At 51.8% G+C, this 17,026-nt stretch carries 14 protein-coding genes; 11 read left to right on the top strand and 3 right to left on the bottom strand.

Annotated elements, in window-relative coordinates:
• Window positions 1–981 precede the first annotated feature (981 nt).
• Complete coding sequence (locus HQN87_RS27490) at window positions 982–3,867, top strand: PKD/REJ-like domain-containing protein (protein ID WP_173139822.1); 2,886 nt, start codon at window positions 982–984, stop codon at window positions 3,865–3,867.
• A 75-nt stretch (window positions 3,868–3,942) separates the two neighbouring features.
• Here HQN87_RS27490 and HQN87_RS27485 read toward each other — a convergent pair whose 3' ends face one another.
• Window positions 3,943–4,587 carry a hypothetical protein gene (locus tag HQN87_RS27485; protein ID WP_211722411.1) on the bottom strand — a complete coding sequence of 215 codons (645 nt, stop codon included), beginning with the start codon at window positions 4,585–4,587 and terminating at the stop codon, window positions 3,943–3,945.
• A 269-nt stretch (window positions 4,588–4,856) separates the two neighbouring features.
• On the opposite strand from HQN87_RS27485, the gene tkt reads away from it, so the two are divergent.
• The gene (gene tkt / locus HQN87_RS27480; RefSeq protein WP_173139821.1) at window positions 4,857–6,905 is read left to right on the top strand and encodes a transketolase; all 2,049 of its coding nucleotides are present in this window, start codon (window positions 4,857–4,859) and stop codon (window positions 6,903–6,905) included.
• Between the two features lie 35 nt (window positions 6,906–6,940).
• Window positions 6,941–7,258, top strand: a complete 318-nt coding sequence (ppnP, locus tag HQN87_RS27475) for a pyrimidine/purine nucleoside phosphorylase (protein WP_173139820.1) — start codon at window positions 6,941–6,943, stop codon at window positions 7,256–7,258.
• A gap of 150 nt (window positions 7,259–7,408) precedes the next feature.
• Here the strand turns inward: ppnP and HQN87_RS27470 are convergent, their stop codons facing one another.
• Window positions 7,409–8,311, bottom strand: coding sequence for an NAD(P)-dependent oxidoreductase (locus HQN87_RS27470; protein WP_173139819.1), 903 nt, complete (start codon window positions 8,309–8,311; stop codon window positions 7,409–7,411).
• A 264-nt stretch (window positions 8,312–8,575) separates the two neighbouring features.
• Between HQN87_RS27470 and HQN87_RS27465 the strand changes: the two genes are divergently transcribed.
• The 3 genes from HQN87_RS27465 (at window position 8,576) to HQN87_RS27455 (ending at window position 11,284) form a co-directional block, all read left to right on the top strand.
• Window positions 8,576–9,931 carry a glucose-6-phosphate isomerase gene (locus HQN87_RS27465; protein ID WP_036700477.1) on the top strand — a complete coding sequence of 452 codons (1,356 nt, stop codon included), beginning with the start codon at window positions 8,576–8,578 and terminating at the stop codon, window positions 9,929–9,931.
• A gap of 135 nt (window positions 9,932–10,066) precedes the next feature.
• Window positions 10,067–10,699: a YigZ family protein gene (locus HQN87_RS27460; protein ID WP_173139818.1), complete on the top strand. Its 633-nt coding sequence runs from the start codon at window positions 10,067–10,069 to the stop codon at window positions 10,697–10,699.
• A gap of 3 nt (window positions 10,700–10,702) precedes the next feature.
• Window positions 10,703–11,284: a TetR/AcrR family transcriptional regulator gene (locus HQN87_RS27455; protein ID WP_173139817.1), complete on the top strand. Its 582-nt coding sequence runs from the start codon at window positions 10,703–10,705 to the stop codon at window positions 11,282–11,284.
• A 154-nt stretch (window positions 11,285–11,438) separates the two neighbouring features.
• On the opposite strand, the gene HQN87_RS27450 is transcribed toward HQN87_RS27455, so the two are convergent.
• Window positions 11,439–11,840, bottom strand: a complete 402-nt coding sequence (locus HQN87_RS27450) for a secondary thiamine-phosphate synthase enzyme YjbQ (protein WP_173139816.1) — start codon at window positions 11,838–11,840, stop codon at window positions 11,439–11,441.
• Between the two features lie 199 nt (window positions 11,841–12,039).
• Between HQN87_RS27450 and cysT the strand changes: the two genes are divergently transcribed.
• The 5 genes from cysT to HQN87_RS27425 all read left to right on the top strand — a co-directional run bounded on the left by cysT (window position 12,040) and on the right by HQN87_RS27425 (window position 16,926).
• Window positions 12,040–12,855: a sulfate ABC transporter permease subunit CysT gene (cysT, locus tag HQN87_RS27445; protein ID WP_173139815.1), complete on the top strand. Its 816-nt coding sequence runs from the start codon at window positions 12,040–12,042 to the stop codon at window positions 12,853–12,855.
• The gene (locus HQN87_RS27440; protein ID WP_173139814.1) at window positions 12,852–13,649 is read left to right on the top strand and encodes a sulfate ABC transporter permease; all 798 of its coding nucleotides are present in this window, start codon (window positions 12,852–12,854) and stop codon (window positions 13,647–13,649) included. The genes cysT and HQN87_RS27440 overlap by 4 nt, the downstream gene beginning before the upstream one ends.
• A 2-nt stretch (window positions 13,650–13,651) precedes the next feature.
• On the top strand, window positions 13,652–14,716 hold the full coding sequence (locus HQN87_RS27435; protein ID WP_173139812.1) for a sulfate/molybdate ABC transporter ATP-binding protein: 1,065 nt from the start codon (window positions 13,652–13,654) through the stop codon (window positions 14,714–14,716).
• Between the two features lie 30 nt (window positions 14,717–14,746).
• The gene (locus tag HQN87_RS27430; protein WP_173139810.1) at window positions 14,747–15,817 is read left to right on the top strand and encodes a sulfate ABC transporter substrate-binding protein; all 1,071 of its coding nucleotides are present in this window, start codon (window positions 14,747–14,749) and stop codon (window positions 15,815–15,817) included.
• Between the two features lie 326 nt (window positions 15,818–16,143).
• On the top strand, window positions 16,144–16,926 hold the full coding sequence (locus HQN87_RS27425; protein WP_173139808.1) for an MBL fold metallo-hydrolase: 783 nt from the start codon (window positions 16,144–16,146) through the stop codon (window positions 16,924–16,926).
• Window positions 16,927–17,026: the final 100 nt, after the last annotated feature.

Raw genomic sequence — 17,026 nt, 5'->3', positions numbered from 1 at the left:
GTTAAAAGGATCATTATCCTTTTTCTAAGTTTAACTTTACTGCTGCCTTTGTTACCGCAACCAGCCCTAGAGGGAGTAGGAATCGGAACGGTTGTGCAGGCAGCAGCAGACGATTTCATATATTACAAGGATATTAACTTTGAAGCTGGACGAGGGGGACATGGCAATCAGGATGATAAGGTTGTCATTGATTTTCCTGCTCTGAAGGTAACCAATCTTAAATTTAATAAAACTACCAAAAGGTTGACCTATGATATTGTTCCAGGCTCTAATTTACATGTCACCTATACAACGGGAAGACCTGATTGGGCCGGATATACTGAGCCAATGCAAATCGAAATGTGTAGTACCGTGTATACCAAAAAAGCATATCAATATGAAATAAACAGACAAGATTATGGCCGTGACGAATTATGGAGCTGTAACGATCCTAGAACACCTGATTATTATGGTCAGTATTACAACTGGTCAGCAGATTGGGGAAATTTACACATCAATGCAGTAGCATCACAAGGATATTATATGCCTGCTGTTCTTGATGTAGATATGTCCAAAATACGGGGTTTAATGGCGAACACATATCCTAATGAATATGCACAAGGATATAACTATTATCAGCCAAATGAATACACTCCAGGTCTAGCGGATGATCCAGAATTGTTCCGGTTTAGAGTGCTGGCTAGGACAAACACCTATTGGTGGTCGCCATACATGACCAGAGTTGCAGAATTAATACCCAATTATGCACCAAGTCTTTCTATCGGGACAGCCAATGGTATTACTTTAGTCAATGCCCCCAACTTAAGCGGGATTAATATTGAGGGGTATGTTAGTGATCCCGATAACGAGGATCTCACCGTAACAGCCGAGATTCCGAACGTATTTTACAAAAAGACCGTGGTACCTCAAACCAAGATGTCAAAAATATTTAATATTCCACTGGATGTTCTTCAAGACACGATACCACCAGGAACCTACACCATGAACATCACAGCATCGGACCCATCAGGAATGACAGCCCGGGGGACGCTTACGATTAACGTCAGACAACAAATGAGAAATAAATCGTTTGTCTTGATTAATACTCCCGTGGAGGTTAGAACCAAATACTCTGACTCTGAAGGTGACCCGAAGCGGGAAGAAAGATACAGATTTGACCATGATCCGTATTTCTTTGACAATTCAATGGGGATCATTGGTGATTCCGGATTATGGCGAAGTTCGCCATATTCGTCCTTCCCGTATAGCGGGGTGTACGTGGCTAACTTCCAGGGAAGAGACAATCCCAAGGGTGATGACCGGTTCGATGTCTACCGCAAATGGAGCCGGAATAACTTGTCCTCCATGACCTTCCATGTTCACCGCAAGCCGATTGCCTTGTTCAGTGCCAGGCTGACGGGCGGATGGCTGCAGATCACGGACAGTTCATATGATTTAGATCATATCACTGCCTCTAACAAGGGGCTGATGGACTGGCAATGGCAATATAAGAAGACAGAGGGGCAAGTCTGGACGGATGGGTACCCTCCAGCCCAACTGCCGAGCAGTGACCAGTATGATATCCGTCTAAGGGTGAGGGACGTAGATGGTGAGAATGGGGTGGGCGTCTGGAGCGACTGGTCGCAGCAAACAGTAGGTGCAGCAGGCAACTTGCCGCCAGTGGCGCTGTTTACTGTCGAGCCCAGTATTGTGTCTTATCGTAAGGCCACGACGATCACTGACAAGTCTTTTGACCCGGATAATGATCCGCTTGATGTGTACAACTGGACTGTGATCAAGGACGGGTGGCAGCAGGTATGGAGTCATTGGGGCGGTGCGGCGGTGCCGCCGAATATCGCTGCCTTCGGTGTGGGGACGTATCAATTGACCCTTCAGGTCCATGATAACCGGGGGCTTTGGTCACAGCCTTACAGCCAAACAGTACAAGTCATAAATCATCCTCCGGCAGCTGCGTTCAATATGCCCGCTGAAGTGTATCGGGATACAGTGATCTCACTGGAGAACCTGACTCCTGATCCGGATGAGGACGGAGACCCCCTAATCTATGGCTGGAACGCACGGATCAATAACAGCGGGTATTATTATGCCAGTGGTAACCGTTATCCATCTATGACGATCCGTGATTTGATTGCAAGAAATGGGATTTCGCAGCAGCAGGCCATTTCAGAGGGCTGGGAGATGAGGCTTACGGCATCGGACGGGTCGCTGAGCTCGAATGCTACGCGACTGTTCACCGTCAAGAATCATATTCCAACCGCAGAGATTAACGGATCTTCGGTGGTATACCAGTATGACAGTAAGACTTATTACGGGATTGATGCGGATGAGGATTCCTCCGATGCTGGCAGCCTGCAATACTACTGGAAGGTGACTCACAGCGATGGGGCTACCCGGATGTACAATACCCGCAATATCAATGTAGAGTTCCAGGACAAAGGGATATACACACTGGAGCACTGGGTAGTAGATCAAGTTGGGGGCAAATCGAATATCGCTGCGTTAAAAGTCAATGTGAATCCAAACCTGCCGCCGTCTATTATACTCAGCACTCCTGCGGGAACCCTGTCTAATCCTTCAATTATTGACGCAGAGCTTCAAGGAGATCCGCTGATTGAATGGTTGTATTCAGACCCGGAGAATGACCCGCAAGAGAACTACCGGTTGGAGTTCTTCACCAAAGACGGTTTGCTGGTCAACACGATTGAGGATTCAGATCCTTCGGGCGGGGTGCGGCAGCATCAGGTGGCGAATCCCACCTTTGAACGGTTCGCTCTGTTCAGCTTATACGCCCGGGCCTATTCCAAGGGTTCCTGGTCTGAAATCTCCAACGAAAAAGCCTTCATCATCGACAACCCGCCGAAGCCGGGATTCACCTTAACTACAGATACAGGAAAAGATGCGGCAAAGCTGCCGATCTACAGGACAGATCTCCTTACCATCAAAAGCACGGCCACGGATGAGGATATCCCGAAAGGCGACAGCATCCGCTATCAATATTTCCTGAAGCCGGGAAGCGGAGCAGAGGGGCTGTCGAGCACGCAAAGTGATTTCACCAAGCAGTTTACTACCAACGGGACTTTTTCGTTACGGCAAGTGGTTACAGATTCTTTGGGCCTATACCGGGAACGGATTCAAAATATTACAGTAGTGAACCGGCTCCCAGTAGTCAATGTCACCTACCCGGCGAGTACAGTGTCCACAAGTCCTACCATTGTAAGTACGTTAACTCCAATATTGAAGTGGGATTATCAGGATGTCGACGGCGATGTGCAGCAGCGTTTTAAGGTACGGGTCATCGACTTGTCCAATGGGCGCATACAGGTCCAATCCGGTGAACAACTATCGGAAGCACATCAGTGGCAGGTGCCAGCCGGCGCACTTGTAGAGAATGTGAGATATGGAGTGGAAGTAGAAGCCTATGACGGCTTTGAATGGAGTAAGGTATCTCCGAAGAAATTTATGATGGTTAACCTGCTTAGCATTAAGGGGGCTGTCCAGCATACAGAGGAGTGGAATAACAACCGTCAGGCATACAATCTGAAGCAAAGCGGTTCACCTGAAAGTCCGCGGGGATATAGCGTATACTGGGCGGGTGAGAAGTTTGTGCTCCAGGGGAAGGCAACCGGCTTGCCGGATACTGTGCAGGTTACGATGACTGGAGGGTACACAGCAGAACTGAGTCCAACCGGGAGTGACAAGACCGTGTGGACAGGCGAACTGGCAGACCCGTCTTTTGAACAGCTGCCGGATGGCCCGGTTACGTTCACTTTTACGGCTACCAATGAATATCACACCAAAGTGGATCGGGTTACGGTAACGATACTCGGAGATTGGACAGAATATTATCAGAGCCATCGAGTAAAATAAAGAAGCACTCCACCTCTGTGATCCAGGTACTTAATCTATAATTCACACAGCCGCAAGCGGGCGGAGGGTGATCGTTCAGACGATCCCCTCGGCCCGTTCTTCATTAAGCCGCATTCTTCTTGCAGCATATTCTGCCGGAACAGAGGACGGGGTATTATGTAGACTGGAATTAAGGTGGGCCATCCGATTGGTACGGTGCATATAATAGGAGAGTTTGCCGCTGAATATCTTGTGGGCGCACAGGGATGAAGCGAAATCCTCCGGAGTGACGAAGCAGGAGGGCTTGGCTACCGGATGAACGGCTGTTTCTTCAAATACAGAGGCTACGAACTGGGAGCAGAAAAAAGCATTCTCCCGGTCAATCCGGATGTTCAGTAGCACGCCGACCAGGCCAAGCAGGTGATACTTATAACGTTCCTGATTCTGCATCATCCCCTGGACATGGTTGTACATGGTGTCATACTCTTCCGTAGTGACTCTGAGCTGATAGATGGCACAATCTGCGCTGCTGTAGAACGGATGAACGAAATCCTCATGGATAAGGCCGGCGATAAACGGATTGTATACCTTTTTTCTGCCGAAGCTGTAGACCTCGCGCAGTTCACTGTCAAAGGCAATCGAAGCATGATTCAGCTCTGCTTTGGTGAACCATTTTATAAGTCCGCTGAAGGCTGTGCCTGTTCCGGTCAGCACAATATAAATATCTCTGTTTGCAGTCATCTTCAGTATTCCTTTCTGCTGGAAATTATGGATAATCCGGTTAAAAATCTTGCTGAGGTACTTCCATCTTACTGTATAAATCCGCTTTGTAAAACAAACTTTAGTCTTAGATAGAAACTAGACTTAAGGCTAAGTCCCGGGCATAGGAGTGCATAGTCCCGGCCGAAGCCGCAAATTATAAGCTGCAGCAAAAACAATTGGAAATGCTTCCACTTACGTGATACAATAATAGTCAAAATGACATTCTTGATTTGAGGAGGATTATTTTAATGACTGAACAAGCAAAAGATCAAGCCATTCATAAAGCAGAAAACTCAACGGTGGACAACCTGGCCATCACAACAATCCGTACACTCGCCATTGATGCCATTGAAAAAGCAAATTCAGGACATCCGGGTATGCCGATGGGTTCGGCACCGATGGGATACCAATTGTTCGCTAAGACGATGAATCATAACCCGGACCATCCGACTTGGATTAACCGTGACCGTTTTGTATTGTCCGCCGGACATGGCTCCATGCTCCTGTACAGCTTGCTGCACCTCAGCGGCTATGATCTGCCAATGGAAGAATTGAAGCAGTTCCGCCAATGGGGCAGCTTGACACCGGGACATCCGGAATTCGGCCACACTGCCGGTGTAGATGCAACAACCGGTCCGCTTGGACAAGGTATCGGTATGGCTGTAGGTATGGCAATGGCTGAAGCGCAGCTGGGTGCCACTTACAATAAAGATGAACATAACGTGATTGACCATTATACGTACGCCATTTGCGGCGACGGCGACTTGATGGAAGGGATCTCCTCCGAATCTGCATCGCTTGCTGGCCACTTGAAGCTGGGCAAACTGATTGTAATGTACGATTCCAATGATATCTCCCTCGACGGCAAGCTGAATCTGGCGTTCTCCGAGAATGTCGCCAAGCGTTTCGAAGCTTATGGCTGGCAGGTTCTGCGTGTAGAAGACGGCAATGATCTTCCTGCACTGGGTAAGGCTCTTGCAGAAGCTCAAGCAGACAGCAGCAAACCGACATTGATCGAAGTGAAGACAGTAATCGGCTACGGCAGCCCGAACAAGCAGGGTAAAGGCGGCCACGGCGGTACCCATGGTTCCCCGCTGGGTGCTGATGAAGCGAAGCTTACGAAGGACTTCTACAAATGGGTCTATGAAGAAGATTTCTATGTACCGGACGAGGTCCGCGCCAGCTTCGCTGAAGTGAAAGCTAAAGGCATTGCAGCTAACCAGGCATGGGATGAGAAATTTGCAGCCTACAAAAAAGCCTACCCTGAGCTTGCTGCACAGCTCGAAACAGCACTGAACGGTGAGCTTCCTGCAGGCTGGGATGCGAATCTGCCATTCTACCAAGCAGCAGACAAAGCGGTATCCACCCGTGTGGCGTCCGGTAATGCGCTGAACGGCTTGACTGCCGGTATCCCGCAGCTGGTAGGAGGTTCTGCTGACCTGGAGAGCTCGACTATGACGCATCTGAACGGTCTGTCGCAGTTCACTTCCGAATCCTATGACGGCCGCAATATTTATTTCGGCGTACGTGAATTCGGTATGGCTGCAGCCATGAACGGGATTGCACTGCACAGCGGTCTGAAAGTATTCGGCGGTACGTTCTTCGTATTTACGGATTATCTGCGTCCGGCTGTCCGTTTGGCTTCCATCATGAAGCTTCCGGTCACTTACGTGCTTACCCATGACAGTATCGCAGTGGGTGAAGATGGTCCTACCCATGAGCCGATTGAACAGCTTGCGTCCCTGCGTATCATTCCAGGCCTTACGGTAATTCGTCCGGCGGACGGTAATGAAACCTCGGCTGCCTGGGCTTATGCTATGGAGAACACCGCGAATCCGGTAGCCTTGGTACTGACCCGTCAGAACCTGCCGATTCTGGCAGGTACCGTAGACGGTGTGCGCGATAACATCAAACGCGGCGGTTATGTTGTCTCTGACTCCAAGAACGGTACTCCGCAGGCGCAGATCATCGCTACAGGCTCTGAAGTACAGCTGGCGGTTAAGGCTCAGGCTGCTCTTGCCGAAGAAGGCATTGATGTTCGTGTAATCAGCTTGCCAAGCTGGGATCTGTTCGAGAAACAGGATAAGGCATACCGTGATTCCGTCATCCTGCCTGAAGTGAAAGCCCGTCTGGCGATTGAAATGGCGCAGACCTTCGGCTGGGAACGTTATACGGGTGATCAGGGCGACATTCTGGGCATCACGACCTTCGGCGCTTCTGCCCCTGGCGATACAGTAATCAGAGAGTATGGCTTCACCGTAGAAAATGTAGTCAGCCGCGTAAAAGCACTGCTATAATAGACGGATCTAAGGACAAAGGGGAGAATAAGCATATGAGTCAGTTTACGGGCGCGACAATTCAAAAAGCAGCTAATATCTATTACGACGGTAAAGTTACTAGCCGTACAGTTACTCTGGAGAACGGTACTAAGGTGACACTTGGCATTATGCTGCCTGGAGTATACGAATTCAGCACAGATGGCCCGGAGACCATGGAGATCCTCTCCGGTAATCTGAAAGTGCTGCTTCCCGGCACTGAGGTGTGGAAGGACATTAACGGAGCGGAAACGTTCCATGTTCCCGGTAACTCCAAATTTGCGCTGGAAGTATTCGCATTAACTGATTATTGCTGTTCTTACCCGATTGTGTAGTATGAAGCAGTAGCAAAAAAGCACCCTGGGAGATTATGTCCCGGGGTGCTTTTTTTTAGGTGATAATCAGGCTCCTTCTGAATCCGCCGATAGCGGGCCGGTAATCCGTTCATACTCCCAGATGCACTCATTACTCCCAGTGGAAGTCTCTTATTCCTGCTCCCCTGTACCGCCGATCTTCCGTCCGATCCAGTCTTCGTAGGATTTGACCACGGCGGACAGGTCCTCGTCGCCGTAGCCGTGATTGAAGCCCGCCTGGAACATGCTTTTGGCTACGCCAAGCATAGGGGAAGGAACGCCGGTGGAATCGCTGAGCGAGGACGCCAGCTTGAGATCCTTCAGCATCAGGGCAAGGGAGAACTGGTTACTGAAGTCATTGTCGATAATCTTCTGTCCCTTGAGTTCGGCCTGCTTGCTGCCGGCAGACCCGTTCTTCACCAGTTCCAGGAACTTGTCTGCGGGAACGCCGGACTTCACGGCGATGGAGAAGCCCTCGGCAAGCGCCACGTTGTGAATGCCGACCATGGCATTGTGGGCCAGCTTGGCTACAGCTCCGCTGCCGTTAGCGCCCATATGCAGCAGCAGACGGCCCATGGAGTCGAAGAGATCCCGGTGCTTCTCAATCACTTCGGCATGTCCGCCAACCATGAAGACCAGAGTGCCGTCGATAGCTGCCGGCTTGCTGCCGGTTACAGGGGCATCAAGGAAGCTGCCGCCCCGCTCCTCTACGGCAGAGGCAATCTCCTTGGCCAGACCGGGGGAGATGGTACTGGAATCAATGACGGTTGTTCCCGGCTGAAGGGCAGCCAGAATACCGCTGTCGCCGTAGAAGACTTCACGGATCGAATCGTCATTGCTGATCATGGTAATAATAACATCTTTGCCCGCAGCCGCGGCCTGCGGCGTAGGGGCGGTCTTCGCGCCTTCCTGTTCCAGGGGTCTGCATTTCTCAACGGTGCGGTTGTAGACCGTAACCTCAAAGCCGCTGCGCAGCAGATTGGACGCCATAGGCGCCCCCATCGTTCCGAGTCCAATAAAACCGATTTGCTTCATTTGATTTCCACCTTTGCTCAAGTGAGATCCTATTCTAGAAATTAAGTTTGTCTACATTCTATCAGAAGGACCCGGCAGGTTCCACAGAACAGAATACCTGTTCTGCCTGGCAAACGCTTTCATGAAACTTTCAAAAACATGGTTCCAAAGCCGGGGTTATGCCTTAAGACCTTGCCAGTCAAGGCAAATTAAAGTATCCTAGATTATAATGTTGCAACAAACGGTGTCAAATCTAAAGAGATAAACAGGAGGCTACCATTACCGATGTCCAAGAAGATTAATTTTGACTACACCAAGGCCCTTTCCTTCTTCAGCCAGACCGAGATTGACTATTTCGCCGCTCCGGTGAAACTGGCCCACGAGCAACTGCACAACAAGAGCGGAGCCGGCTCCGATTACCTGGGCTGGATTGATCTCCCTACAGCGTATGACAAGGAAGAGTTCGCCCGCATTCAGCAGGCCGCCAAGAAGATTCAGAGTGATTCCGAAGTACTGATCGTAATCGGTATCGGCGGATCTTACCTGGGAGCCCGCGCAGCGATTGAGGCGCTATCACATTCCTTCTACAATAACCTGTCCAAGGACAAGCGCAAGACTCCGGAAGTATATTTTGCCGGGAACAACATCAGCTCCACCTACATCACGCATCTGCTTGATCTGGTAGAAGGCAAGGACTTCTCCGTGAATGTAATCTCCAAATCCGGTACGACTACTGAGCCGGCGATTGCTTTCCGCATTTTCCGCGCAGCACTGGAGAAGAAATACGGCAAGGAAGAAGCCCGCAAACGTATCTACGCAACTACAGACAAGGAGAAGGGAGCACTCAAGAAGCTGGCTAATGAAGAAGGCTATGAGTCGTTCATTATCCCTGATGATGTCGGCGGACGTTATTCCGTACTGACACCGGTAGGTCTTCTGCCGATTGCCGTAGCCGGTATTAACATTGAAGAGATGATGCAAGGGGCCGCAGCCGCAGCCGATGAATTCAACAATCCCGATGTGGCTACCAACCAGAGCTATCAATATGCTGCAGTACGTAACGCACTCTACCGCAAAGGCAAAACTACAGAAATTCTCGTGAACTACGAGCCGTCCCTGCACTTTGTCTCCGAATGGTGGAAACAGCTGTACGGCGAAAGCGAAGGCAAGGACTTCAAGGGAATCTATCCGTCCTCGGTGGACTTCTCTACAGACCTGCACTCCATGGGCCAGTTCATTCAGGAGGGTAACCGCAACATCTTTGAGACGGTTATTCAGGTGGAGAAGGTGCAGCACCATGTAACGATCGAGAATGATCCGGATGATCTGGACGGATTGAACTTCCTGACCGGCCAGACGATGGACTTCGTGAACAAGAAGGCCTTCCAGGGAACGATGCTGGCGCACACGGACGGCCAAGTGCCGAATCTGATCGTTACCATTCCTGACCAGACCCCTTATACCTTCGGTTATCTGGTGTACTTCTTCGAGAAAGCCTGCGGCATCAGCGGATACCTGCTGGGTGTGAATCCGTTCGACCAGCCGGGTGTTGAAGCCTACAAGAAGAATATGTTCGCACTGCTGGGCAAACCAGGCTACGAGAAAGAAAAGGCAGAACTGGAAGCCAGACTTACAGAATAGTTCTACACATAACCACAGGACCGCAGATTATTCATACGCATATAAGTCATCAGGGAGCAGTCCAGAGGTAACCATTACCGGGGCTGCTCCTAATATATATCAAGTTATCATATGTAGATTAAGGAATGGACAACAATGCTGGAACAATACCGGACGGTGCGTACTCCCGGTTCACGGGAAGTCGTAATCCGTAAATCACGCTTCATTGGACATGTAATGCCAGTGGAGAACGAAGAAGAAGCTGTTCAATTTATCGATCATATCAAGAAGCAGCATTGGAACGCTACACATAACTGCTCTGCTTATATGATTGGTGAGAGGGATGAGATCCAGAGACAGTCGGACGACGGGGAACCGGGCGGAACGGCCGGGAAACCGATTTTGGAAGTAATCCGCAGCCAAAAGGTTAAAAATGTAGCAATTGTAGTTACCCGTTATTTCGGAGGTATTATGCTGGGTGCAGGCGGGCTGATTCGTGCTTATACAGACGGTGCGGTTCTTGCACTGGAAGCCGGAGAGGTAATCACACGTGTGCTGAGGCGGGAGGTGTTCGTAGAGATCGAATACACTTGGCTGGGCAAGGTGGAGAACGCGCTGCGGGGCAGGAACATCCAGACCGGAGAGACTTTATTTACGGATAAAGTTACGCTGCTATGCCTTCCGCGCAATGACGAAGGTGACGCATTTATCGCATGGATAACCGATCTTACGGAGGGGCAATCCCTTGTTACAGAAGGGCGGCGGCTTTACTACAGCGAAGGGGAATAGACTATGGCAAGAAGAGCAGTGGAACAGGAGTTGTCGAGAGAAAGAATCTTGGAGGCGGCGAGGCATCTTTTTATAACCAAAGGGTACCGTGCCATTTCGATGCGCAGCATTGGTCAGCACCTGGGGTATAGCCACGGCTCTCTATATTATCATTTCAAAGAAAAAGCTGAACTTTTCTACGCGATCGTGGTCGAGGATTTCAATCATGTAGCCACGTTATTGAATGATGCAATGAGCACTCCTCCTGTAGAGGGAATGACCCGAGTGGAACAACTGGTTATGGAGTTCATCCGTTTCGGACTGGACCATCCGTATCAGTATGAGATCATGTTCATGATCCGCGACGAAGAACTGCTGGCTTATTGCCGGGCAGAACAGGGCCGATGTTTCGAGTTATTCGCAAGTATTGTCCGCCGTCATATGAAGGAAGAGGGATATGTGTCGGAAGACTGGCAGAATGTGCCGTTGACCCTGTTCCTGTCTGCCCACGGATTTATTTCTTATTATATCCAGGATAAAGTGTTGTTCGAGGATGTGAAGCAAGCTGCTCTTACGCATGTCAAAGTATTAAGCCGCAGTCTGTAAAAGCTGTTTTTTTTAACAGCTCACACTTTAGAGCGTTGCATTGGTATAACATTGATTGGTGAAAGTGTTATAGAAGCTATCAATTGTATAGAGAGCAGCTCCGCAGGAACCGGCGAAGCTGCTCTTCTATAAGTTTTTACAAGGCAATAATAGACTAACCTTCGATGATTTTGAGGTGGCACTGGCGCTGCCTCGGACCATCGAACTCACAGAAATAAATGCCCTGCCAGCGGCCCAGCAGCACAGCCCCTTCATGAATAATGAGCGTCTGTGATGGTCCGGCAGTGATGGATTTCAGGTGGGAGGCCGTATTACCCTCGGCGTGGCGGTATTTAGGATGCTCCCAGGGATAGACCTCATCCAGGCGCATCAGCACATCACGCTTCACATCAGGGTCTGCGTTCTCGTTAATCGCAATCCCTGCAGTAGTGTGCGGGCAATAGACGAAGACCAGCCCGTTAAGCACTCCGCTTTTTTTCACATAAGATTGAACCTCGCGGGTAATGTCCCGCATTTCATCCCGCTTGCTGGTGGTGATCTCCATAGTATGCAGCATTATGAATACGCCCCTCTCTGATTTGAACAACAATGATGATACTTATACTTTAACCCAAAACTTAACAAAGTAATTGACGGCAGCAAGCAGTCTTTGGTAAAGTAGGGATAACTTTAAACCAAGTATATTAATAGGAATAATTACAGCCTTAAAGTCGAGTAAACCGACCGGTTATCCGCCGGAGGTGGGAGGTTGAGCATTGAATTCGTTGATCAGGCACAAGGGCTGGACTTGGGGATTTAGAACAACAGTCGTACTGTATTTCGTCATACTGATCGTGTTGCCGATCCTTGGAGTCTATTACAATTCATTCTCGTCAGGGTTCGGAAGCTTCGCCGAGAGTGTGACCGACCCGATTGCTTGGAAGTCGGTTGTATTAACACTTAAGCTGGCTGTCATTGCTGCACTTACGAATGTACTTCTGGGCACGATGATTGCCTGGGTCCTTATCCGTTATAAGTTCCGGGGCAGAGCGCTGCTGAACAGTCTCGTTGATCTCCCGTTTGCCCTGCCTACTGCAGTTGGAGGACTAATGATTCTGCTGCTGCTGGGTCCCGGAAGCCTGATCGGCGGCCTGGCGGAATCTCTGGGCTTTACGGTGGTTTTTCACCAGCCGGCCATTGTGATTGCTATGGTCTTCGTCACGTTCCCCTTCGTAATCCGGGCGGTACAGCCGCTGCTGGAGGAGCTGGATGCTTCGGAAGAGGAGGCGGCGTATACGATGGGGGCGAGGCCCAGCCGGGTCTTCCTCCAGGTGATTCTTCCGTCTATGGCACCTGGCATGATCGGCGGCGGGATGCTGGCCTTCTCGCGGGCGCTTGCTGAATTCGGTGCGGTTGTACTCGTAGCCGGCAATATCCCGGGGCGTACCCTGGTGTCTTCCGTTTTTATCTTCGGGGAGGTCGAAAGTGACAATCCGGCCGGGGCGGCAGCGGTGTCAATCATTCTGCTGACCCTATCCTTTCTGATTCTCTGGCTGATTAACCTGCTGCAGATGCGGGGGAGAAGATCATGAGAAGACTGTGGATTGGCCTTACTTATCTCGTATTCTTCGTGCTGATCGCTGCCCCGCTTGGCAGAATGACGATGGGCGCCTTCAGCGAAGGCTGGAGCGGCTTCTGGAATGCGCTGACCCGGCCGGAGGCGCTGCATGCGCTGCTGATGACCGGAGGCGTGGTGGCCGTAGTGACACTGCTGAACACTTTGTTTGGCATTATGATGGCCTTGTATCTGGTAAGGGCAGACTGGCTGGGACGGCGTCTGAAAAGCCTCTTGAACAGCATTGTGGATTTGCCTTATGCGGTATCGCCGGTTATCGGCGGCCTGATGATCGTTCTGCTGCTCGGGCCGGACAGTGCGCTTGGTGCATTATTTGAACAAATCGGAGTGAAGATTGTGTATGCTTTTCCGGGAATGGTCATTGCAACGCTGTTCGTGACGTTCCCGCTGATGGTGCGTGAGGTGATGCCGGTGCTGCAGGAGATCGGCTCCCAGCAGGAAGAGGCTGCGTCAACACTTGGCGCCTATGGCTGGACCACCTTCTGGAAGGTGACCTGGCCCTCGATCCGCTGGGCTGTCATCTATGGAGTGATTCTGACGGTGGCCCGCTCGCTTGGCGAATTCGGGGCGGTGCTCGTCGTGTCCGGCAATATTATGAACCGGACGCAGACGGCAACCACGCTGATCTACCAGGATGTCGAGAATTTCAATGTTACGGCTGCGGGCGGTGTAGCGCTGGTGCTGGCCGCATTCTCTGCGGGGCTGCTGCTGTTGATGGAATGGAGCAAGAGAAGAAAGGGAGGGCACTAGTTATGCATGTAGAGGTCCGGGGACTCGATAAGCATTTTGGAGATTTTCATGCCGTGAAGGATGTCCATTTCGGAATTACCAAGGGTCACCTGATCGGGCTGCTCGGCCCAAGCGGCGGCGGCAAAACCTCAATTCTGCGCATGCTGGCAGGCCTTGAGACACCGGATAGCGGGGAGATTATATTCCACGGCAAGACTGTGAACCATCTTCCACCGCAGGAGCGCGAGATCGGCTTCGTGTTCCAGAATTATGCGCTGTTCAAGCACATGACGGTGTTCGAGAATATCGCCTTCGGGCTGAAGGTCAAGAAAGCCAGCAAATCGGCCATTCGTGACCGTGTCACCGAGCTGGTGGAGCTTACCGGACTGAAGGGCTTCGAGAAGCGGTATCCGCATCAGCTGTCCGGCGGGCAGCGCCAGCGGGTGGCCTTTGCCCGGGCGCTGGCGCCTGAACCGCAGCTGCTGCTGCTGGATGAGCCGTTCGCGGCAATAGATGCGAAGATCCGCCAAGAGCTGCGTTCCTGGCTGCGGGAGCTGATTGAACGTGTTGGCATCACCTCGATCTTCGTCACTCATGACCAGGATGAAGCGATTGAAGTGGCGGATGAGATTATGATCATTAACCAGGGACGGCTGGAGCAGAAGGGAACGCCTTGGGATATCTATAAAGAGCCGAAGACGCCGTTCGTGGCGACCTTCATCGGGGAATCCACGCTGATCGAAAGTGCCTCTGAGCTGAAAGGCTTCCAGGGAGCAGGCGGCGGCAGGCCGACCAAAGCGCTGATCCGTCCCGAGTATATTGAGGTGGGCCATCTGCATGAATTCAAAATGGCTTCGGCCACGGAGCAGGGTACGGTCAAGCATCTGCATTTCCGCGGAAGTGAGTGGCTCGTGGAGGTTGAGGTAAAGGGACATAAGCTGGTCACCTACCGCTCTCTGGAGAAAGAAACGCTGACTCCGGGCCAGGAGATATCTGTGCTGGTACACCGCGCTTACCTGTTCAATGAGGAGCGGAGCTGGATTCAGGAGAATGGCCTTAAGAAAGATCCGATGCCTGTATTTATCTAAAAAATAAATGATGTAGGATGTGTCGCCGGGATGAGGCTTATCAGAAGGAGCAGACTACTGCACGGATGGCTGACGGTCTTCATGCTGGCGGTGTTCACCCTGAGCGCTGCCGGCTGCGCAAATGAACAGCAGGCCTCCGGGGAAGCAGGTACGCCGCCGCAGGGAGATGTGACGCTTGTGGTGGGTGCGTACAGCGTGGTGAAGGATGCCATGGGCGAGATTCTCCCCTTGTTCGCGAAGCAATGGCAGGCGGATACCGGCCAAAAAATCGTATTCCAGCAGTCCTATGAGGCCTCTGGAACCCAGGCGCGGGCGATTGCCGGCGGCTTCGAGGCGGATGTCACTCTGCTGGCGATGGAAGGCGATGTGGAGAAGCTGGTCAAGGCAGGACTGGTGGAGAAGAGCTGGAAGAATCACGGCGAGGCGGGTATGGTGACGCGGTCAGTAGTGGCCTTGGGAACGCGGGAAGGCAATCCGAAGGGCATTCATGATTTTGCGGATCTGGCGAAGCCGGGTGTGAAGGTGCTCTACCCTAACCCTAAGACCTCCGGGGGGGCCCAGTGGGATATCAACGCGATCTACGGGGCGGGTCTGAAGCGTTCTGAGGAGCAGGAAGGAGCGAAGGACCCTGCTGCTGCCAAGGCCTTCCTGGAGAGCATACACCGAAACGTCGAATCTCTGGATAAAAGCGGGCGGGCTTCCATGGCTGCCTTCGAGTACGGGGTCGGCGATGTGATCGTGACCTATGAGAATGAGCTGCTGGCGCGGATTGCCGAGGGGGTCAAGTATGAGGTGATCCTCCCCCGGAATACGATGCTGATCGAGAATCCCGCTGCGGTGGTGGACAAATATGTGGATGAGCGCGGCACCCGCAAGGCCGCAGAGGCGCTGGTGGATTATCTGACTACGCCGGAGGCGCAGGAGATTTTCGCCAAATTCGGCTTCCGTCCCGTGAACCAGCAGGTCTATGCCGAGCATGAGAGCCAGTATCCGGTTCCTGCCGGGCTGTTCGACATCAGCTACCTTGGCGGCTGGGAAGAGGTCCGTACGACGTTATACTCCAAGCGGGGCATATGGTACCAGGTGCTGGCCGGAATCTAGGCGGGTAAGAACGAGGTAGGTCTGGCGGAGGGTGGAAGAAGCGTACTGCGATTGGACGATACCTGTTGGGTGTGAGGTGTGCATGATGAAGAGAGCTGTTCTGCGGCCGGGTCAGGCTGAGGGGCGGCTCTTTGTTTGAAATATAAGAATTTATATGTTTCACATGATAAATTATCCTTCTATTTCTCGCTGAAACGGTACCGTCCTTTAAAGGACGGCTAAGCCGTTTCCACTTGTATCGGGCTAAGGTGCAAAGGACCGGCTGCTGTTCTATAATGAACTGACGGATACACGCTGAAAAATAGACGATGATGGAGGGCAGGCATATGGATACATTAGTGTTCCTTGGAACAGGGGATGCCATGGGGGTACCCCGGGTCTACTGCGATTGTGAGACCTGCACGGAAGCAAGAACAACCGGGCGCAATAGCCGCCTGCGTTCTTCTGTGCTTATAGATAACGGAGCCGGATTCCTGGCGATTGACTGCGGACCGGACTGGCGGCGTCAGATGGAGCTGCTGGGGCACCGCCGCATGGAACGTCTGCTGGTGACGCATGCGCATTTCGACCATATCGGCGGACTGCCGGAATGGGCGGACAGCTGCCGCTGGATGGGCTTCAGGGGAGAGCTGTACGCTCCGGCCGAGGTCATTCCTGTCATTGAACGGCAATACCCGTGGCTCAGCGGGCATATCGACCTGATTCCCTGCGATGACGGCGTTACGCTGGACGGCTGGCAGATTACTACGTGGCGGGTGAACCATGGCAAGAATGGTTATTCCTACGCCTACCGGCTGGAGAAGGAGGGGTATGTCTGGATATACTGCCCGGACTCCATCTCCCTCACGCCGGAGGAGACGAAGTCTATGCACGGAGCGGATCTGCTGGTGCTGGGAACCAGCTTTTATTACGAAGCCGCAGCATTGTCCACCCGCTCTGTGTATGATATGACCGAAGCCGCCGATCTGCTGGAGACCGTTCAGCCGCGCCGTGCGGTCTACACGCATATGTCGCATGACATCAATCTGGAGAAGGATTATATTCTGCCGGAGAAGGTGACTCTTGCGGTTACGGGGATGAAGATTCCGCTGCACCCGGAGGAGTCCTGAACCCCAGGATCAGAGGGAGTGCTCTACTCCAGGGATTTTTGACAGGATAACAGGATTCTCCCGTATTCACTCCAGTCAGCCCCGAGACCGATTAAGGAAT

This window comes from Paenibacillus tritici, from assembly GCF_013204885.1.
GTDB classification, from domain to species: Bacteria; Bacillota; Bacilli; order Paenibacillales; family Paenibacillaceae; genus Paenibacillus_AQ; species Paenibacillus_AQ tritici.
This window is presented reverse-complemented; position numbering and strand designations above follow the sequence as displayed.

Coding starts and splice junctions, on each gene's coding strand:
- HQN87_RS27490 (WP_173139822.1), top strand. CDS start 982: ATGAACATCACAGCATCGGACCCATCAGGAATGACAGCCCGGGGGACG.
- HQN87_RS27485 (WP_211722411.1), bottom strand. CDS start 4,587: ATGACTGCAAACAGAGATATTTATATTGTGCTGACCGGAACAGGCACA.
- tkt (WP_173139821.1), top strand. CDS start 4,857: ATGACTGAACAAGCAAAAGATCAAGCCATTCATAAAGCAGAAAACTCA.
- ppnP (WP_173139820.1), top strand. CDS start 6,941: ATGAGTCAGTTTACGGGCGCGACAATTCAAAAAGCAGCTAATATCTAT.
- HQN87_RS27470 (WP_173139819.1), bottom strand. CDS start 8,311: ATGAAGCAAATCGGTTTTATTGGACTCGGAACGATGGGGGCGCCTATG.
- HQN87_RS27465 (WP_036700477.1), top strand. CDS start 8,576: ATGTCCAAGAAGATTAATTTTGACTACACCAAGGCCCTTTCCTTCTTC.
- HQN87_RS27460 (WP_173139818.1), top strand. CDS start 10,067: ATGCTGGAACAATACCGGACGGTGCGTACTCCCGGTTCACGGGAAGTC.
- HQN87_RS27455 (WP_173139817.1), top strand. CDS start 10,703: ATGGCAAGAAGAGCAGTGGAACAGGAGTTGTCGAGAGAAAGAATCTTG.
- HQN87_RS27450 (WP_173139816.1), bottom strand. CDS start 11,840: ATGCTGCATACTATGGAGATCACCACCAGCAAGCGGGATGAAATGCGG.
- HQN87_RS27440 (WP_173139814.1), top strand. CDS start 12,852: ATGAGAAGACTGTGGATTGGCCTTACTTATCTCGTATTCTTCGTGCTG.
- HQN87_RS27435 (WP_173139812.1), top strand. CDS start 13,652: ATGCATGTAGAGGTCCGGGGACTCGATAAGCATTTTGGAGATTTTCAT.
- HQN87_RS27430 (WP_173139810.1), top strand. CDS start 14,747: ATGAGGCTTATCAGAAGGAGCAGACTACTGCACGGATGGCTGACGGTC.
- HQN87_RS27425 (WP_173139808.1), top strand. CDS start 16,144: ATGGATACATTAGTGTTCCTTGGAACAGGGGATGCCATGGGGGTACCC.